This is a genomic window from Streptomyces sp. Tue6028 (genome assembly GCF_002300165.1).
Lineage (GTDB): Bacteria > Actinomycetota > Actinomycetes > Streptomycetales > Streptomycetaceae > Streptomyces > Streptomyces siamensis.
Genome location: NZ_MLCE01000002.1, coordinates 327,908 through 344,473, shown reverse-complemented (window position 1 = coordinate 344,473; position 16,566 = coordinate 327,908). Strand labels below are relative to the sequence as shown.

The following is a 16,566-nucleotide window of genomic DNA, read 5'->3' as shown; positions in this document are numbered from 1 at the left end:
GATGCCCACGCCCGACAGCGTCGCCACCCTCGACGCCCTGCTGAGTGACGGACGCCCCGACAGTCTTCCCTCCGTCCTGGAGGCCGCCAAGACGAGCATGATCGAGCTCTTCTCGGAGGCTCCCGTACCGCCGTCCGCCGTCCGCGTGACGGTCGGGCCGGTCACCATCGAGATGGACTGGCCGGGCGGGACCGGCGCAGGCACCACGGCGCCGCAGCTCGCAGTTCCCTCGCAGGCAGGGACCGCACCGGTCGCGACGCCCGCGGCGTCGCCGACCGGACAGCCCCCGCTCGACCACATCCACGCCCCGACGGTCGGGGTCTTCTACCGCGCGCCCGAACCGGGTGCCAAACCCTTCGTGACCGAGGGTGACACTGTCGTCCCCGGTCAACAGGTGGGCCTCATCGAGGCGATGAAGCTGATGATCCCCGTCGAGTCGGACCGGCACGGTGTCATCGGCGAGTTCCTCCAGCCCAACGCGGGCCTCGTCGAGTACGGCGACCCGTTGTGCTCCCTCGTCCCGGCCGACGGGCGGTGAGGCGCAGTGTTCCGCACCGTCCTCGTCGCCAACCGGGGCGAGATCGCCCTGCGTGTCGCGCGCGCCTGCCGTGAACTGGGGATCAGGGTCGCCGTCGTGTACTCCACCGAGGACACCGACAGCGAGGTCGTGCGGTACGCCGACGAGGCGGTCCGCATCGGCCCGGGGTCGGCGCAGGCGAGCTACCTCAGCATCCCCGCCGTCATCGAGGCCGCCCGGCGCGTCGGCGCGGACGCGATCCACCCCGGGTACGGATTCCTCTCCGAGAACGCCGACTTCGCCGAGGTGTGCGCGGCCGAGGGCATCACCTTCATCGGCCCGCCCCCGGAGGTGATGGAGGCGCTGGGCGACAAGTCCACCTGCCGCGGCCTCATGGCCGACGCGGGGCTGCCCCTGCTGCCCGGCACGCTGGACCCCGTGTCGTCGCCGCGCGAGGCCGAGGCGTTCGCCGCCGAGATCGGCTACCCGGTGGTGGTGAAGGCGGTGGCCGGGGGCGGCGGCCGCGGGATCGGAGTGGCGCACTCGGCCGACGAGTTCCCCGCCGTCTACCGGGAGACGCGACGCCACGCCGCCGCCGTGTTCGGGGACGGCAGGGTCTATCTGGAGCGCTATCTGCAGTCCGCACGGCACGTGGAGATCCAGATACTCGCCGACCGCTTCGGCAATGTGATCCATCTCGGCGAGCGCGACTGCTCGGTGCAGCGCCGCCATCAGAAGCTCATCGAGGAGACCCCGGCTCCCGGGCTGGACCGCGATGTGCTCGCCGCGATGGCGGAACACGCCGTGCAGGGAGCCAAGGCCGCCGGATACGTCGGCGCGGGGACCTTCGAGTTCCTGTACGACGACAGCGGACGCTTCTACTTCATGGAGGTCAACTGCCGTATCCAGGTCGAGCATCCGGTCACAGAAATGGTCACCGGCGTCGACCTGGTCCATGAGCAGCTGTGGGTCGCCGCCGGGCATCCGCTGCGGCTCGGCCGGCGTGACGTCGTGCCCCGCGGGTGCGCCGTCGAGTGCCGTATCAACGCGGAGGACGCCGACCGGGACTTCACCCCGACGCCCGGGCTCATCGACGAACTCACCCTGCCGGCGGGCCCGTTCGTGCGCGTGGACACGCATGTGCGGGACGGCTCGCGCATCTCCGTCTTCTACGATCCGCTGCTCGCCAAGGTCGCCGTCTGGGCCCCCGACCGGGAGCTCGCGCTGGCCCGTATGCGCCGTGCCCTGGACGAGGTCCGGATCGAGGGCAAGGGCATGCACACCACGGCGGGTTTCCTCCGCTCGGTCGTCGAGAGCGACGAGTTCAGCACGGCCCGGCACGACACCGGGCTCGTCGGCCGGCTCCTGGAGCCCGAGCCGGCTGCCGCAGGGACCCGGGACCCGGGGCCCTCGCAGGCGCAACCACCGAACGCCTCGTAGGGAAGGTTCAGCTCATGAAAGCGCTCGTGCTTTCCGGCGGTTCAGGAACCCGGCTGCGGCCGATCACCCACACGCTGGCCAAACAACTCGTGCCCGTGGGCAACAAACCGGTGCTGTTCCACGGCCTGGAAGCGATCGCCGCCGCGGGGGTGACGGAGACCGGCATCGTCGTCGGGGACACCCGTGCCCAGATCGAGGCCGCGGTCGGCGACGGATCGCGGTTCGGCCTGGAGGTCTCCTATCTGTGGCAGCGGCAGCCGCTCGGTCTGGCCCACGCTGTGAAGATAGCCCGTGACTTCCTCGGTGACGACGACTTCGTGATGTATCTGGGGGACAACATCGTCTTCGACGGCATCACCGACTTCGTGGAGCGGTTCCGGGTCCATCGGCCGGCCGCGCAGATCATGCTCGCCCAGGTCGACGACCCCCGGCAGTTCGGCGTGGCCGAGGTGTCCGCGGAGGGCCGCGTCACGGGGCTCCAGGAAAAACCGCGCCGGCCGCGGAGCGATCTCGCCGTCGTGGGCGTCTATCTGTTCAGCTCGGCCGTGCACAAGGCGGTCGCCGAGGTGGAGCCCTCGGCGCGCGGCGAACTGGAGATCACGGATGCGGTGCAGTGGCTCATCGACCACGACCTGCGGACCGACGCCGCCGTCATGACCGGCTGCTGGAAGGACACGGGAAACGTGCCGGACATGCTGGAGGTCAACCGGCTGGTGCTGCGATCCCTCGATCCCTCCAGCGCCGGGATCGTGCGCGACAGTGAGATCAGCGGCCAGGTGGTCGTCGAGCCGGGGGCGCGGGTGACCGGTTCCGTGGTCGTCGGCCCGGCCGTGATCGGCTCGGGAGCGACCGTCACCAACTCGCGTGTCGGCCCGTACACCTCGATCGCGGAGGACTGCCGTATCACCGACAGCTGGATCCGCGACTCGATCGTGATGCCCCGTGCCTCGATCACCGGTGTCCGGCCGCTGGAGTCCTCCCTGATCGGTCAGGACGTCGAGATCGCCCGCACCCCCGAACCGCCGGGTGCACACAACCTCGTCCTCGGGGACCGCAGCCGGGTGCGGATCGCGTCATGAGCGGACCGCGCATTCTGGTCACCGGCGGCGCCGGTTTCATCGGCTCCCACTACGTGCGTGCCGTGCTGGCCGGGGAGTATCCCGCTTTTGCGGACGCGGAGGTGACAGTCCTCGACAAACTGACCTACGCCGGAAATCCCGCCAATTTGGGCGAAGTACGGTGCGAGTTCGTGTGGGGCGATTTATGTGATCCTGAGCTGCTGAGCAAGGTGATACCCGGCCAAGATGTCGTCGTCAATTTTGCCGCGGAATCCCACGTGGACCGCTCCATCGCCGGTTCCGCGGAATTCGTGCGGACCAATGTGCTCGGGGTCCACGCCCTGCTCCAGGCCTGTCTGGAGGCGGGAACGCCCCGTGTCGTACAGGTCTCGACGGACGAGGTGTACGGGTCGATCGACGCCGGCTCGTGGGACGAGGAGGCCCCGCTGCGGCCGCGTTCGCCCTATGCGGCGTCCAAGGCCGGCGGAGACCTGGTGGCCCGTGCCTACGCGGTCACCCACGGCCTGCCGGTGTCCATCACCCGCTGCGGAAACAACTACGGACCGCGCCAGTACCCCGAGAAGGTCATTCCGCTCTTCATCACCAGGCTGCTGGAGGGCCGGAAGGTGCCGCTGTACGGCGACGGTGGCAACGTCCGGGACTGGGTGCACGTCGAGGACCACTGCCGTGGCGTGCAGCTCGTCGCGGAGCGCGGCGAGCCGGGCGAGATCTACCACATCGCGGGCACCGCGGAATTGACCAATCGTCAATTGACCGAGCGTCTTCTCGAAGCCTGCGGTCGTGACTGGGACATGGTGGAACACGTCACGGACCGCAAGGGACACGACCGGCGCTACAGCCTCGACGACGGCAAGCTGCGCGCTCTCGGTTTTGCTCCACGCATACCTTTCGCCACGGGACTGGCCGAGACTGTTCGCTGGTACGCGGATCACCCAGAGTGGCGTATAGGGCAGAGCTTTGTTTCACGAGAGGGGGATCAGTCGTAACGGACGGTGTCCACGTTTGAAGCATGCCGCCGGTTTTTTGCGAGCTGCGCATTCGTGTGCAGTCCTGATCGCAATACTCACGAGTAAGACATGGTTTTTTTGTCCGCTCGTGATAATCTGATCCATCTCGGATTGCCTTAGCAGCACTGACTGCGGGGGTAAGTTGTTTTTGGCCATCCTGGGGGTAAGCAAGATGAAGCTCGGAGTGCTCGGTACATTAACCATCGATGATGTCGAAGTAGCCGAAATCCTGACGGCGCCCAAGCCTCGCAGCGTACTGGCGATGCTGATGCTCGAACCCGGCCGCGCGGTGTCCACGGCCTCCCTGATCCAGGAGCTCTGGGACGAGCGCCCGCCGCGCAGCGCGTCCACGACGCTCCAGACGTACGTCCTGCAACTGCGGAGGATGTTCCGCGACGTCGCACAGGTGGTGGGCCAGCCTCCGACGGACGCGCTCGTCACCCGGGTACCCGGGTACCTCCTCCAGGCGGACCACACCGAACACGACCTCAGCGCCTACGAGAACCTGGTCGAGCAGGGACAGAAGTTCCTGGAGCAGGGCGACAACGAAAGAGCCGAAGAGCTGCTGTCCCGAGCGCTCGAACTCTGGCGCGGCGCCCCGCTGAGCGACGTACGCCCCGGCCCGCTGCTCTATCCGCAGATCTGCGGCCTGGAGGAGAGCCGGCTGGCCGCGACCGAGATGCGCATCGAGGCCAACCTGCGGCTCGGCCGGCACCGCGAGGTACAGAGCGAACTGACCGTCCTGGTGGGCAGTTACCCCCTGCACGAGGGTATCCGCGTCAAGCACATGCTGGCCCTGTTCCGGGCCGGCCGGCTGTCCGCCGCGCTCGACTCGTTCCACCAGTACCGGCACCGGCTGGTGACCGACCTGGGCCTGGAACCGTCCCCACGCATACGGGGCCTCCAGCACGCCATGCTGTGCTTCGACCCCATGGCCGACTCGCTGGCGATACTCGACCGTGTGGCATCGGGCGTTTCCCACTGAATATTCCTTGAATGGAATCGGGGGAAATCCAGACGTGTTTTATGTGTGTCATTGGGTTTGAGAGGTCCCGACCAAGAAATGCTCGCCGGGCGCGCTCCGCCCGGGGCGTGCAGCCCCGGACGGAGGTGGACGGCCGGCGTCGTCGCGGAGGTCAGCGACCGGTGTCCCCGCCTTCGGGAACCCGGCTGTCGATCATGTGCAGATACGGGCCGACCGGCCGGACGTCGGTCACCGTCAACCCGGCCTCCTCGACCAGGCGCAGCAGACTGCGGCGCAGGTGCTTGCGGCCGTCGACGTTGAGCAGCAGGAGCAGGTCCATGGCAGTGGTGAACCCGGTCTCGGGGCTTCCGTCGACCAGGTTCTCGATGACGACGACCCGTCCGCCCGGACGGGCGGAGGCGGCGACATTGCGCAGCGCGGCCACGGTGGCCGCGTCGTCCCACTCCAGGACGTTCTTCAGGATGAAGACGTCCGCCTCGACCTGCACCGACTCCCGGCAGTCACCGGCCACCAGACGGCAACGGCCCTCCAGCGCACCGCCCTTGCGCAGCCGCGCGTCGACGTCCTCCAGCACACCGGGCAGGTCGAACAGGGCACCGCGCAGGGACGGGTCGCGCTCCAGGACGGTCGCGATGAGGTCGCCGTGGCCGCCGGCTACATCCACCACGGTCAGGTCGCCGCGCAGGTCGAGCGTCTCGGCGATCGCCCCGGACGAGAGCCGGCTGGCCTGCGTCATGGCGCGGTTGAAGACCTCGGCCGACTCCGGCGCGTCCTCGTACAGATAGGTGAAGAAGTCCTTGCCGTGCGTCTCGCCGAAGCCGCCCTTTCCTGTACGGACGGCGTCGGCGAGACGCGGCCAGACCTCCCAGGTCCACGGTTCGGTGGCCCACAGGACCATGTCGCGCAGGCTGCGCGGGGTGTCGCCGCGCAGCAGTCGGGAGACCGGCGTGTGCGCGTAGCGGTCGCCCTGGGCGAGGAACACGCCCTGCGAGCTGAGCGCGCGCAACAGCCGGTCGAGCGTGCCCGGTTCGGCGTTCACCAGGCGCGCCAGCTCGGCGGCGGTCGCGGGGTCCTCACCGAGCGCGTCGGCCACGCCGAGCTGTACCGCGGCGCGGAGCGCGGCCGCGTGACCTGCGGCCAGGGCGAGTCTGCGGAGGTTCGTCACGGCTTCGAGAGCGGGAGCTGTCATGACACCAGCGTCGTCAACTCCGCTAGACGGCAACTGGACCGCTGGTCGAAGCGGCGAAGTCCCGTCCGGGGCGTGGACGTCCCCTCGGCGCGGGTATTGCAGGGGCGCGACACTCGCCCAGGGTGCGGACATCTGCGGGGCCCGGGTACCCCGGAGCGCGACTACCCGACCCAGGGCGCGGCCCCGCTCCGAGCGGTGTGCACTCGACCGTGCGGCGTACCCCGGCCCGCGGCGTGCCCCTGCCCGTGCCGCGTGCCCCGCCCGTGCCACGTGCACCCCGTCGTCGGGAGGCGTGCACCCCGGTGTTCGTGCTCCCCGCGCGCTCCGCTCCGGCTCCAGCCACGATCGACCGTTCTGGGACACGGTGACAGCAACCAACCCACCCACAGGGCCAGTTCACCGATTGCAGCCCGCGGCGGCCCGGACAGCGAGAGGAAGTGCACCGTGTCGGAACCGCACTCGCGCAGCGAAGTAGCGCCGCTGCCAGGCCTGAAGGGCAGGAGCGCCCTCGTCATCGGCGGGACGCGCGGAGTGGGCCGGGCCGTCACCGAGAAGCTGGCCGTGTCGGGATGCGACGTCGTCGCGACGTTCGCCCACTCCGCGGAGGACGCCGGGACACTGCTCGCGGATCTGAAGGACACGCCCGGCAGCCTGGAGACGCTGCGCGGCGACGCGCGCCGGGCCGAGACGCTGCCCGAGGCGATGCGCCACGTGCGTGAGCGGCACGGTCGGCTCGACATCCTGGTCCACGCCGCCGCCTCGGCGCACCCCATGCCGGTCCTCGGCATGCGTCTGACGGAGGTGTACGCCGACACGGCGACCGCGCTGGTGCCGCTCGCCGCCTCCGCGGGGCCCGCGGCGGACCTGCTGTCCGAGGGCGGCCGGATCATCGTCGTCTCGGCGAGCGTCGCCCGCGGTGTGGCTCCCCACATGGTCAGCCTCGGCGTCGCCAAGGCCGCCCTGGAGAGCCTGACACGCTTCGTGGCCGTGGAACTGGCCGACCGCGGTGTGACCGTCAACGCGGTCTCCGCGTCCAAGCTCGACAAGGGCGCCGACACCCCGCGCCCCGAGGTCGCCCGCGCGATCGGTGCCCGCACCCCCGCGGGACGCCTCGCCACACCCCGGGACGTCGCCGACACCGTGGCGCTGCTCTGCCTGCCCGAGGCCCAGTGGATCACCGGCCACGTGGTGTCCGCCGACGGCGGCCTGAGCCTGCTGGCCTGACGGAGGACGACATGGAAGAACACACTCGCACGGACGTCTGCGTCGTCGGTGGCGGCCCCGCGGGCATGACCCTGGCACTCCTGCTGCTGCGGTCCGGCGCACGCGTCACCGTCGTCGAGCGCAGCTCCTCGCTCAGCCGCGAGTACCGCGGCGAGATCCTCCAGCCCGGCGGCCTCGCCGTCCTCGACGAGATCGGTGTCCTCAAGGGCGCCACCGACCGCGGCGCACACGTCCTGGAGCGGTTCCGGCTGGTCGAGCACGGTCGCGTGCTGATGTCCTTCGACTACCGCAGGCTCCAGTCCCCGTACAACTACCTGCTCAGCCTGCCCCAGGCGCATCTGCTCGCCGAACTCCTGGACCGTTGCCAGGAGTTCCCGGAGTTCCGCTACGTGGTGGCGCGGGTCAACGGCCTGATCCGGGAGGGCGACGCCGTACGCGGTGTGTACGCCAAGGCCCAGGACGTCACGCACACCGTGCGCGCCGCCTGTGTGGTCGCGGCGGACGGGCGCCACTCACAGGTCCGCCGGCTCGCCGGCATCGACCACGTCCGCCAGGACGTCTTCGACCAGGACGTGGTCTGGTTCCGGCTGCCCGCGACGGAGCGTCTCGGCGAAGTCATGGTGAACCGCGCCGGAGGCAACCCCGTGCTCGCCTACGACTCCCACCCGGGCGCGGTGCAGATGGGCTGGACCCTGCCCAAGGGGGAGTGGAAGCGCCTGGCCCCGCTCGGCATCGGCGAGGTGCGCCGCAGGATCACCGCGGCGACCCCGCAGTTCGCCGACCGGGTCGAGGGGGCGTTGCGCAGCTTCGCCGACGTCTCGCTCCTCGACGTGTTCGGCGCCGCCGCCGAGCGGTGGACCGGCGACGGCCTCGTCCTCATCGGCGACGCCGCCCACACGCACGGCCCGCTCGGCGCCCAGGGCATCAATCTCGCCGTCCAGGACGCCGCGCTGCTCCACCCGATCCTGCTCGCCGCCGTCACGGACGGCGATGTGAGCGCGGCGCGGCTCGGAGAGTTCGAGAGGATCCGCAGGCCGCACATCAAGGCCGTCATGAAGTTCCAGGCCGTGCAGAGCCGGATGATGCTCTCCGCCGACAGCCTGGCCACCTTCCTGCGTCCCAAGCTCGCCCGAGTGGTGATGCGCACCCCGATCGGCGCCAAGTTCACCCAGCGGATCGCCTTCGGAGCCCCGGGCATCCGCGTCGCCGACAACCTCTTCACCGTCAACGAGAAAGAGTGATCGCGGATGAGACTGGTCGACCTGTCGTCACCCGTCGACGCCCGGGGCTGGGAGCCCGAGCCGGTGACCCACGAGGTGATCACACCGGCCGAGGGCGCCCGGCACATGGCCGACGAGATGCGTGAGCACTTCGGCATCGACTTCGACCCGAGCGTGCTCGACGACGGCGAACTGCTGTCGATCGACACGCTGCGGCTCACCTCCCACACCGGTACCCACATCGACGCGCCGGCCCACTACGGGACCCGCGCCTCCTACCGCGAGGGTCCGCCCCGTACCGTCGACGAGCTCCCGCTCGACTGGTTCCACCGGCCCGCCGTCGTCCTCGACCTCACCGACGCCGAGCCGGGCGCCGTCGGGGCCGACCGCATACGAGCCGAACTGGACCGGACGGGTGTCGAGCCGGCACCCCTGGACATCGTGCTCCTGCACACCGGGGCCGACCGGTGGGCCGGCACGGAGAAGTACTTCACCCACTTCACGGGACTCGACGGACCCGCCGTGCACCTCCTGCTCGACCTGGGGGTGAAGGTGATCGGCACGGACGCGTTCAGCCTGGACGCGCCCTTCGGCGACATCCTGCGACGGTACCGGCAGACCGGGGACCGCTCGGTCCTGTGGCCCGCCCACTTCACGGGGCGCGACCGCGAGTTCTGCCAGATCGAGCGTCTCGCCAACCTGGACCGGCTGCCTCCGCACGGCTTCACCCTCTCCTGCTTCCCCGTGAAGATCGCTGGAGCCGGAGCAGGCTGGACCCGCGCGGTCGCTTTCATCGACGACGACGAGGGCTGACGGACATGACCGACGACATCCAGGTGCATACGCGCGGGGCCCAGGCGGCGCCGGGCGAGAGCGACGCGGGCGACACCGGGCCGGTGGCGGCGTACTCCTTCGTCGACCGGCCGGACGTCCCGCCGCGCCAGCGGCTCATGCTGCTCGCCAACGGGCAGCGCTTCTCCGCCGTCGTGTACGCGCTCGCCGAACTCAACGTCGCCGACCAGCTGGTCAAGGGACCCCGCACGGTCTCCGAACTGGCCGACGCGGTCGGCGCCGACGAGGCGGCGCTCTACCGCATGCTGCGCTGTGCCGCCCTGCTCGGTGTGTTCCAGGAGCTCGACGGGCGGCAGTTCGCCCTCACCCCCCTCGCCGAGGGGCTGCGCACCGACCTGCCCGACGGGGTGCGGGACGCCGTGCTGCTCGACGGATCCGGTTTCTTCTGGGGCTCGTTCGGCTCGATCCTGCACTCCGCGCGGACCGGCCGGCCCGGCTTCGACGCCGCGCACGGTATGTCGTTCTGGGAGTACCTCCAGGGCAACCCGGAGGCGGGCGAGGTCTTCGACGACGCCATGACCACCATCAGCCGGCGGCTCGGCGGGCTCTATCTGGACCGCGTCGACTTCTCCCGGTTCCCCGTCGTCGCCGACGTCGGCGGAGGCCGGGGCTACTTCCTCGCCGAGATCCTGCGGCGCAACCCCGGCGTCCGCGGTGTGCTCTTCGACCGTGCGCAAGTAGCCGACACCGCAGGTGAGTTGCTGAGCGAGCGTGAGGTCGCCCACCGCGTGGAGGTGGTCGGCGGCGACTTCTTCACCGACCCGGTCCCGGCCGGCTGCGACGCGTACGTCCTGAAGACCGTGCTGCACGACTGGCCGGACGAGAAGGCCGTGGAGATCCTGCGCGGCGTACGACGGGCCATCGGCGACTCCGCGGCGCGCCTGCTCGTCCTCGAACAGGTCGTGGCACCCGGCAACACCTGGGACACCGCCAAGTTCCTGGACGTCGACATGCTCGTGGTGATGGGCGGGCGCGAGCGCAACCTCGACGAATGGCGCGCGCTGCTCGCCGCCGGCGGCTTCGCCCTGGACTGCGAACCGGCCGTCGGCGACTGGGCGGTACTGGAATGCAGGCCGTGCTGAAGCGCTCCCCGGCCTGTCCGGCCGACCCGACCTACTCCGCCTTGGCCGACCCGGCCGGCCAGGGCCCGGGCGACCCGCACGACTCGGCACCCACCCCGATCACGGAGGACAGGACCGTATGACCGACACCACCCTCGACGCGGCGCCCGCTCAGGAGGCGCTCTACACCGAGGTGCAGCAGTTCTACGCCCGCCACATGCAGCTCCTGGACAGCGGCAGGGCCGAGGAGTGGGCGCAGACCTTCACCGAGGACGGGGAGTTCGCGCCGGAGCACCGGCCCGAACCCGTCGTCGGCAGGACCGCCCTGGCGCGCGCCGTGCGTTCCGCCCACGAGGCGCTGGTGGCCGCCGGCGAGGTGCGACGCCACTGGCACGGCATGGTCGCGGTGGACTCCGCGGCCGACGGTTCGCTGCACGTTCGGTGCTACGCGCTCATCATCGGCACCGTGCTGGGCGGCGATCCCCAGGTCAGGATGAGCTGTGTGTGCGAGGACGTGCTCGTCCGCGAGGACGGCGAGCTGAAGGTCAGCCGACGGCGCGTGACCAAGGACGGTGTGGGCGCGCCCGGCTGAGCGGCGCCGCACGGGAAGGCCCCCGGGAATCTCTCCCGGGGGCCTTCCCGTGTGGTCGGCGCCGGAGCGCGTCCGGCGCGGCCTCAGCGATCCTCGCCGACCGGCGCGTACAGGTCGGCGTCGGGCGTGGCGAGACCGGCCAGGCCGCGGACACGGTTGCGGAACTCCTCGCTCTGCACCGCCTTCTTGTGCGAGTCGGGGTCGTCCCAGTGGGCGGTCTCCACGAAGATGTTCGGCTTGCTGATCGAGCGGTAGACCTCGTGGCTGATGAAGCCCGGCTGCGCCTGCATGTAGGCGCTGACCTCGGCGATGGCGCGCCGGAACGCGTCTACTTCGCCCGTCACCGTGAACTTGTTGATCAGGGTCACCATGGTCGTACTCCTTGGTCGGGGTCGGTGGTGGTCCGGTGTCATCCGCGCGTGGCGAACAGTTCCGTGAAGAGCCGGCGCAGGTCCTGGCGGCGGACCTTGCCGCCGCCGGACCGGGCGATGTCGGGGACCGCCCGGATGTGCCGGATGTGCTGGTAGTACGGCAGGCCGGAGTTGACGTCCGCGGCGATGCCGTCCAGTGCTTCGGGCTCCTCGGGACGACGGGTCACCACGAGGGCGACCGCCACGGCGCCGCTGAACTCGTCCGGGTGGTCGACGACCGCGCAGTCCGCCACGGCGGGGTGCGCGAGCAGCACCTGCTCGATCTCCTGCGGGGAGACCAGCCAGTTGTCGCACTTGAAGACGTCCTTGAGCCGGTCGACGACGAAGAGGCAGTCGTCCTCGTCGACCTCGCCGACGTCCCCGGTGGCGAACCAGCCCTCGGCGTCCAGGGCGCCGCCGTCGGGCTCGCCCAGGTAGCCCTTCATCAACTGCGGGCCGCGCACCTGGATCTCGCCGCGCTCACCGGGGCCGAGTGCCTTGCCGGTGGCGAGGTCGACGATCCGGCACTCGGTGCGGGGGACCGGGGGTCCGCACGAACCCTCCTTGGGCCGGGTGCGGCTGCCGCAGTGGGTCATCGGCGCCGTCTCGGCGAGCCCGTACCCCTGGAGGACCGGGATCCCGAAGTGGTCGCCGAGCCTGCGCGCCGCCGGGACCGGCAGTGCGGAGCCGCCGGAGAACACGGCCTCCACGGTGTCGAGCCGCAGCTCCGACAGGTCCGGTCGCGCCGCGAGACGGCTGAGCCGCATCGGCAGGCTGTAGTACCGGGTGGCCCGCGCCTCGTTCGCCGTCCGCAGCGACGCCGCCAGGTCCGGATCGGTGGCCAGCACCTGCTCGGCGGCCGCGAACAGCGCCGAGTTCAGGTGCATCGGGTGGAACGTGGGCAGATGGTTGACGGTCACCGAGCTGTCGTCCAGACCGTGCGCGTGCACGGTCTGCGCCGCGTTGACCGCCAGGTTGTGATGGGTCTGCCGCACGCCCTTCGGGGCGCCGGTCGTGCCGCTGGTGAAGTGGATGGACGCGACGTCGTCGGGGCGCACGGCGGGCGCCTCCCGCAGCGGTCCGGTGTCCCACAGCGTCCGGTCGCCGATGTCCAGCGACGGCACCGTGTCGCCGAGCTCGGCGGCGATCTCCTCCGTCGTGAGCACCAGCCGTGCGCCGCTCGCGGCGACGAGGGCCTCCAGACCCTTCGCCCGGAGGAAGGGATTGACCGGCACGACGACATGGCCCGCGCGCAGCGTGCCGTAGTACGCCACGGCGAAGTCGGGATGGAGGACCGAGGTGATCGCGACGGTCGTGCCGGGCCCGCCCACCAGAGCGCGGATGCGTGCCGCGCAGCCGCTCACCCGCTGCTCCAGCTCCCCGAAGGTCAGCGCGTCGCTGCGGTCCGTGCGCAGGGCGACACGGTCGGGGTGGGCCTCGGCGGCGAGCCGCGGCAGCTCGTCCAGGCGCTCGACGGGCTCACGCACGCGCCTGCTCCTCCGCGAACTCCTTGGACAGCCGCAGGTTGGTCATGGAGTTGGTGCTCAGCACCCGGCGCAGATAGCGGCGTGCGTCCTCGACCGTGGTGCCCTCGCCGAGGATCGGCAGCGCCGACGGCTTGATGACGGCGACGTGCCGCGACTCGACGACGATGCCCTCCCGGGTCGGGGTGAACAGCCAGTGCCCGGTGTGCGCGTCCAGCAGCGCCGGCAGCCCGATCTGCTTGTAGACGATCTTGGAGTGCGGGAAGCAGATCCGCACCGAACGGGTCGTGTGCGGGGCGCCGTCGGACGTCGTGGTGTCCATGTCGAAGAACTGGATGCCGGGCACGTCCTCGGTCATGTCGATCCGGGAGACGTGGGCGAGCCGCTCGGGCCAGCGATCGGCCTCGTACAGGATCCGGTACGCGTCCTCGGCGGACCCCGCGGCGAACAGCGGGTCCCGGAAGTCGACGACCAGGTCGGACAGTTCCTGCCGGTTCGCGGCGGCGTACGCCACCGTCGACAGCAGGTCGGAGCGTGCCGACTCCGCACGAGCGAGGTCCTCGGGGGAGGTCAGCGCGCTCGTGTCCTGCCGCAGCTCGATCTCGGTCTTGTCCTCCGAGACCGCGCGCAGCACCCACGCGCCGCGCACACCGGCGAGCGAGGACTCGGGCGTGTCCTCGAACGAGACCCGCAGGCCGTCGGCGTCCAGCGTGCGGTCCTGGGTGCGGGACCACACCCGCTCGTCGTCGGTGATGGTCCAGATCGTCACGGAGTCCTGCGCCCCGCCCCGGGCGGTCCGGTCCGCGTGGACGACGGAGGGGGAGAGGTAGTGCAGCGGATCGGGATCGGTGATCAGGTCGAGGACGACCTTCGCCGGCGCGTCGACGACGACCGATTCGCCCACGGGGGCTTGGGTGTTGACCACTGGTGTTCCTTCCACGAGGAGTGCGGGCGGGCGGCCCGCGGGCGAGGGCCGGGCGCGGGTGGCGTCACCCGCGCCCGACCAGGGAGACCAGCTCGCCGGTGATGTTCTCGTTGGCCGCCGAGCAGTAGAAGACGACGGTCCTGGCGACCTCCTCCGGGCTGCCGAGGCGCCCGGTCGGCAGTGCGGCCGCGGCCTTCTCCAGGACGGCCGCGGGGAGGTGGCTCAAGGCCCCCTCGGTCGTGGTGAGCCCGGGACTGATCACATTGACCAGGACCCCGTCGGGGCCGGCGTCGCGGGCCAGACTGAGAGCGAAGCCGTGCAGCGCCGACTTCGCCGCCGTGTAGACCTCCTGGCCCGCCTGGCCCTTGGCGGCCAGGTGGGAGGAGATCAGGGCGATGCGGCCGCGGCCCTGGGCACGCATGGCGCCGAGCGCGGTCTGCACCGTGCGGATCGTCCCGGTCAGGTTGTCGTCCAGGAACGCGGCCCAGTCCGCCGGGTCCAGGCGTTCGAAGCCCGGCCGCGGGCGTCCCGCGGGCCGGCGCACGGCGTTCGCGACGAGGACGTCGACCGTGCCGAAGTGCCGCTCGACCGTCGGTACGAGGTCCTCGACCGAGCCGGGCCGGGCCAGGTCGTAGTGGACCGCCAGAGCCCTGTCCGGTCCGCCGAGTTCGCGCACCAGGCGGTCCGCTGTGTCCTTCGCGCCGGCATAGGTCAGCGCGACGCGGGCGCCCTCGGCGGCGAAGGCGCGCACGGTCGCCTCCCCGATGCCCCGGGTGCCGCCCGTGACGAGGACGACCCGGTCGGTCAGTCCGAGATCCATCGGGGCTCCTCAGCGGGGACGGGCGAGCGGCAGCCGCCCGAGCGCGGTGGACAGGGCCGGCCAGGACAGTGCGGGCCCACGGGCGAGCAGATAGCCGTCGGGGCGGACCAGGAGCCATCCGCCGGGGGACAGGCCGAGCCGTTCCGAGACCCGTCCGTCGCTGTCGGGGATCATCTCCGGGTCGGTGGCCGACTTCGCCTCCGTGACGCTCAGCACCGACAGCCAGCCGCCGTGCTCCTGCCGTGCCCGGCCGACCGCGTCGGCGACGGCGGGCTCGTGCGGCGCCGGGGCGGTCAGCAGCAGCCAGCCGGGCCGGCGCAGTGCCGTGAGCAGTGCGGGCCAGCCGGTGCCCGTGAGGTCCGAGTCGGTGACCTCGGTGAGCCGGGTCCCCGGGCGGGGGCCGCTGCCGCCGCCGGTGTCCGCGACGGTCAGCGAACGGTCCGCGTACGAGAGCAGCAGCCCCGACATCCCGCCGAGCATCTCCCGCTGCATCCGCCTGCGGATGGGGGCGACCCGGCTCACCACCCCGAAGATCACGGGCAGCGCCAGGTCCGTGAACCGGCTGCGCAGCTCGATCATCTGCGTGGCCTTCTTGGTGGACTCCAGGAGGGCCTCGCCCACCGGCACGCGCTCGCTGGTGTAGCTGTCCAGCAGCTCCGCACGGGCATGTCCGTCGATGACCATCGCGAGCTTCCAGGCCAGATTGACGGCCTCCTGGATGCCGGTGTTCATGCCCTGCCCGGACGCCGGGCTGTGCACATGGGCCGCGTCGCCCGCCACCAGGCAGCGGCCCACGCGCATGGCCGGGACCATGCGCTGCTGCGCCGTGAAGACGGACACCCAGGTCGGGGTGCCGATCCGTACCCGGTGGCCGATGCCCTGGCTGAGCTTGCGCTCGAAACGCGCCGCGAGACGGCCGGGGTCGCCGTCGTAGTCGGTCTCGGCGGTGTCCAGCAGCCGCCACCGGTCGTCGGCGAGGGGCACCGCCATGAGGGTGCCGCCCTCGGCGCGCACCCAGTAGATGCTGTTGGGCGGCAGCTCGCTGGTCAGGGGTGCGTCGGCCAGCAGCCAGGTCTGGTTGGCCTCGCCGATCAGCGGGAGTTCCAGGGAACGGCGTACGGTGCTGTGCCCGCCGTCGCAGCCGACCAGCCACGGGGTGCGCACGGTCTCCCGCCGGCCGTCGGCATGGGTCAGCCCCACCGTCACGCCGTCGTCGTCGCGCGCGATCCGCTCCAGCTTCGTACCCCATTCGGGGACCACTCCGAGGTCCGCGAGCGCGTCGCGGAACACCTCCTCGGTCGCCGTCTGCTCGATGGCGAGCGTGAAGGGGAACCGGGTCGGCATCGTCGAGTAGTCCGCGTCGAGGCGGGCGAGCCGGCGACCGTCCTGGAAGAGGGTGAAGGCCCGGATCTCCCGGCCCCGCTTGAGCATCTCCTCGACCAGGCCCATCTGGTCGTACGCCTCCAGGGTGCGCGGATGCGTGGCGACGGCGCGGCTGGTGGTCGCGGGCGCGTCCTTCGCGTCGATGAGACGCAACGGGATTCCGCGGCGGGCGAGTTCGAACGCCAGGGCGAGCCCCACCGGGCCGGCCCCCGCCACGAGTACCTGGGGAGTGCGAGGTCCTTTCGTCACTGCCATCCGATCCTCTGCTGCCGAAGGTCATCCGCTGCTGCCGAAGGTCATCCGCGCCCCAGGCTCGGGCACCCTGCTGGAGCCCCCCTCGACTCGTGGTCGACGGGGCGGCGGACCGGTCGACGGGTC

16 protein-coding genes are annotated in these 16,566 nt (G+C 71.2%); 10 read left to right on the top strand and 6 right to left on the bottom strand.

Annotated elements, in window-relative coordinates; translation table 11 throughout:
- Position 1: 1 nt before the first annotated feature.
- The 5 genes from BKI49_RS01720 to BKI49_RS01700 all read left to right on the top strand — a co-directional run bounded on the left by BKI49_RS01720 (position 2) and on the right by BKI49_RS01700 (position 5,028).
- Positions 2–538, top strand: coding sequence for an acetyl-CoA carboxylase biotin carboxyl carrier protein (locus BKI49_RS01720; RefSeq protein ID WP_095932330.1), 537 nt, complete (start codon positions 2–4; stop codon positions 536–538).
- Positions 539–544: 6 nt separating this feature from the next.
- A complete protein-coding gene (locus tag BKI49_RS01715) occupies positions 545–1,957 on the top strand; it encodes an acetyl-CoA carboxylase biotin carboxylase subunit (RefSeq protein WP_095932329.1) in 1,413 nt (470 codons plus the stop codon).
- 14 nt (positions 1,958–1,971) lie between these two features.
- Positions 1,972–3,036: a glucose-1-phosphate thymidylyltransferase gene (locus tag BKI49_RS01710; RefSeq protein ID WP_095932328.1), complete on the top strand. Its 1,065-nt coding sequence runs from the start codon at positions 1,972–1,974 to the stop codon at positions 3,034–3,036.
- Positions 3,033–4,022, top strand: a complete 990-nt coding sequence (rfbB, locus tag BKI49_RS01705) for a dTDP-glucose 4,6-dehydratase (protein WP_095932327.1) — start codon at positions 3,033–3,035, stop codon at positions 4,020–4,022. The genes BKI49_RS01710 and rfbB overlap by 4 nt, the downstream gene beginning before the upstream one ends.
- A gap of 193 nt (positions 4,023–4,215) precedes the next feature.
- Positions 4,216–5,028, top strand: a complete 813-nt coding sequence (locus tag BKI49_RS01700; protein ID WP_095932326.1) for an AfsR/SARP family transcriptional regulator — start codon at positions 4,216–4,218, stop codon at positions 5,026–5,028.
- A 151-nt stretch (positions 5,029–5,179) separates the two neighbouring features.
- Here the strand turns inward: BKI49_RS01700 and BKI49_RS01695 are convergent, their stop codons facing one another.
- Complete coding sequence (locus BKI49_RS01695) at positions 5,180–6,217, bottom strand: methyltransferase (RefSeq protein ID WP_095932325.1); 1,038 nt, start codon at positions 6,215–6,217, stop codon at positions 5,180–5,182.
- A 444-nt stretch (positions 6,218–6,661) separates the two neighbouring features.
- Here BKI49_RS01695 and BKI49_RS01690 point away from each other — a divergent pair, with 444 nt between their 5' ends.
- The 5 genes from BKI49_RS01690 (at position 6,662) to BKI49_RS01670 (ending at position 11,166) form a co-directional block, all read left to right on the top strand.
- Positions 6,662–7,441 carry an SDR family oxidoreductase gene (locus BKI49_RS01690; protein WP_095932324.1) on the top strand — a complete coding sequence of 260 codons (780 nt, stop codon included), beginning with the start codon at positions 6,662–6,664 and terminating at the stop codon, positions 7,439–7,441.
- An 11-nt stretch (positions 7,442–7,452) separates the two neighbouring features.
- A complete protein-coding gene (locus tag BKI49_RS01685; protein WP_095932323.1) occupies positions 7,453–8,682 on the top strand; it encodes an FAD-dependent monooxygenase in 1,230 nt (409 codons plus the stop codon).
- 6 nt (positions 8,683–8,688) lie between these two features.
- Complete coding sequence (locus tag BKI49_RS01680) at positions 8,689–9,474, top strand: cyclase family protein (protein ID WP_095932322.1); 786 nt, start codon at positions 8,689–8,691, stop codon at positions 9,472–9,474.
- Positions 9,475–9,479: 5 nt separating this feature from the next.
- Positions 9,480–10,595: a methyltransferase gene (locus BKI49_RS01675; protein ID WP_218835018.1), complete on the top strand. Its 1,116-nt coding sequence runs from the start codon at positions 9,480–9,482 to the stop codon at positions 10,593–10,595.
- Between the two features lie 118 nt (positions 10,596–10,713).
- Positions 10,714–11,166, top strand: a complete 453-nt coding sequence (locus BKI49_RS01670; RefSeq protein WP_095932321.1) for a nuclear transport factor 2 family protein — start codon at positions 10,714–10,716, stop codon at positions 11,164–11,166.
- A gap of 83 nt (positions 11,167–11,249) precedes the next feature.
- Here the strand turns inward: BKI49_RS01670 and BKI49_RS01665 are convergent, their stop codons facing one another.
- From BKI49_RS01665 to BKI49_RS01645, 5 genes are all read right to left on the bottom strand, one after another.
- Entirely contained in the window at positions 11,250–11,537 is a 288-nt protein-coding gene (locus BKI49_RS01665; RefSeq protein ID WP_179332293.1) for an antibiotic biosynthesis monooxygenase family protein, read from the bottom strand.
- A gap of 38 nt (positions 11,538–11,575) precedes the next feature.
- Entirely contained in the window at positions 11,576–13,063 is a 1,488-nt protein-coding gene (locus BKI49_RS01660) for a class I adenylate-forming enzyme family protein (protein ID WP_095932319.1), read from the bottom strand.
- Positions 13,056–13,985 (bottom strand): SRPBCC family protein, encoded by a 930-nt coding sequence (locus BKI49_RS01655; RefSeq protein WP_179332292.1) that lies wholly within the window; start codon positions 13,983–13,985, stop codon positions 13,056–13,058. Before BKI49_RS01655 ends, BKI49_RS01660 begins: the two co-directional genes overlap by 8 nt.
- Before the next feature lie 64 nt (positions 13,986–14,049).
- Positions 14,050–14,805 (bottom strand): SDR family NAD(P)-dependent oxidoreductase, encoded by a 756-nt coding sequence (locus tag BKI49_RS01650; RefSeq protein ID WP_095932317.1) that lies wholly within the window; start codon positions 14,803–14,805, stop codon positions 14,050–14,052.
- Between the two features lie 9 nt (positions 14,806–14,814).
- Entirely contained in the window at positions 14,815–16,437 is a 1,623-nt protein-coding gene (locus tag BKI49_RS01645; protein ID WP_257004569.1) for an FAD-dependent monooxygenase, read from the bottom strand.
- Positions 16,438–16,566: the final 129 nt, after the last annotated feature.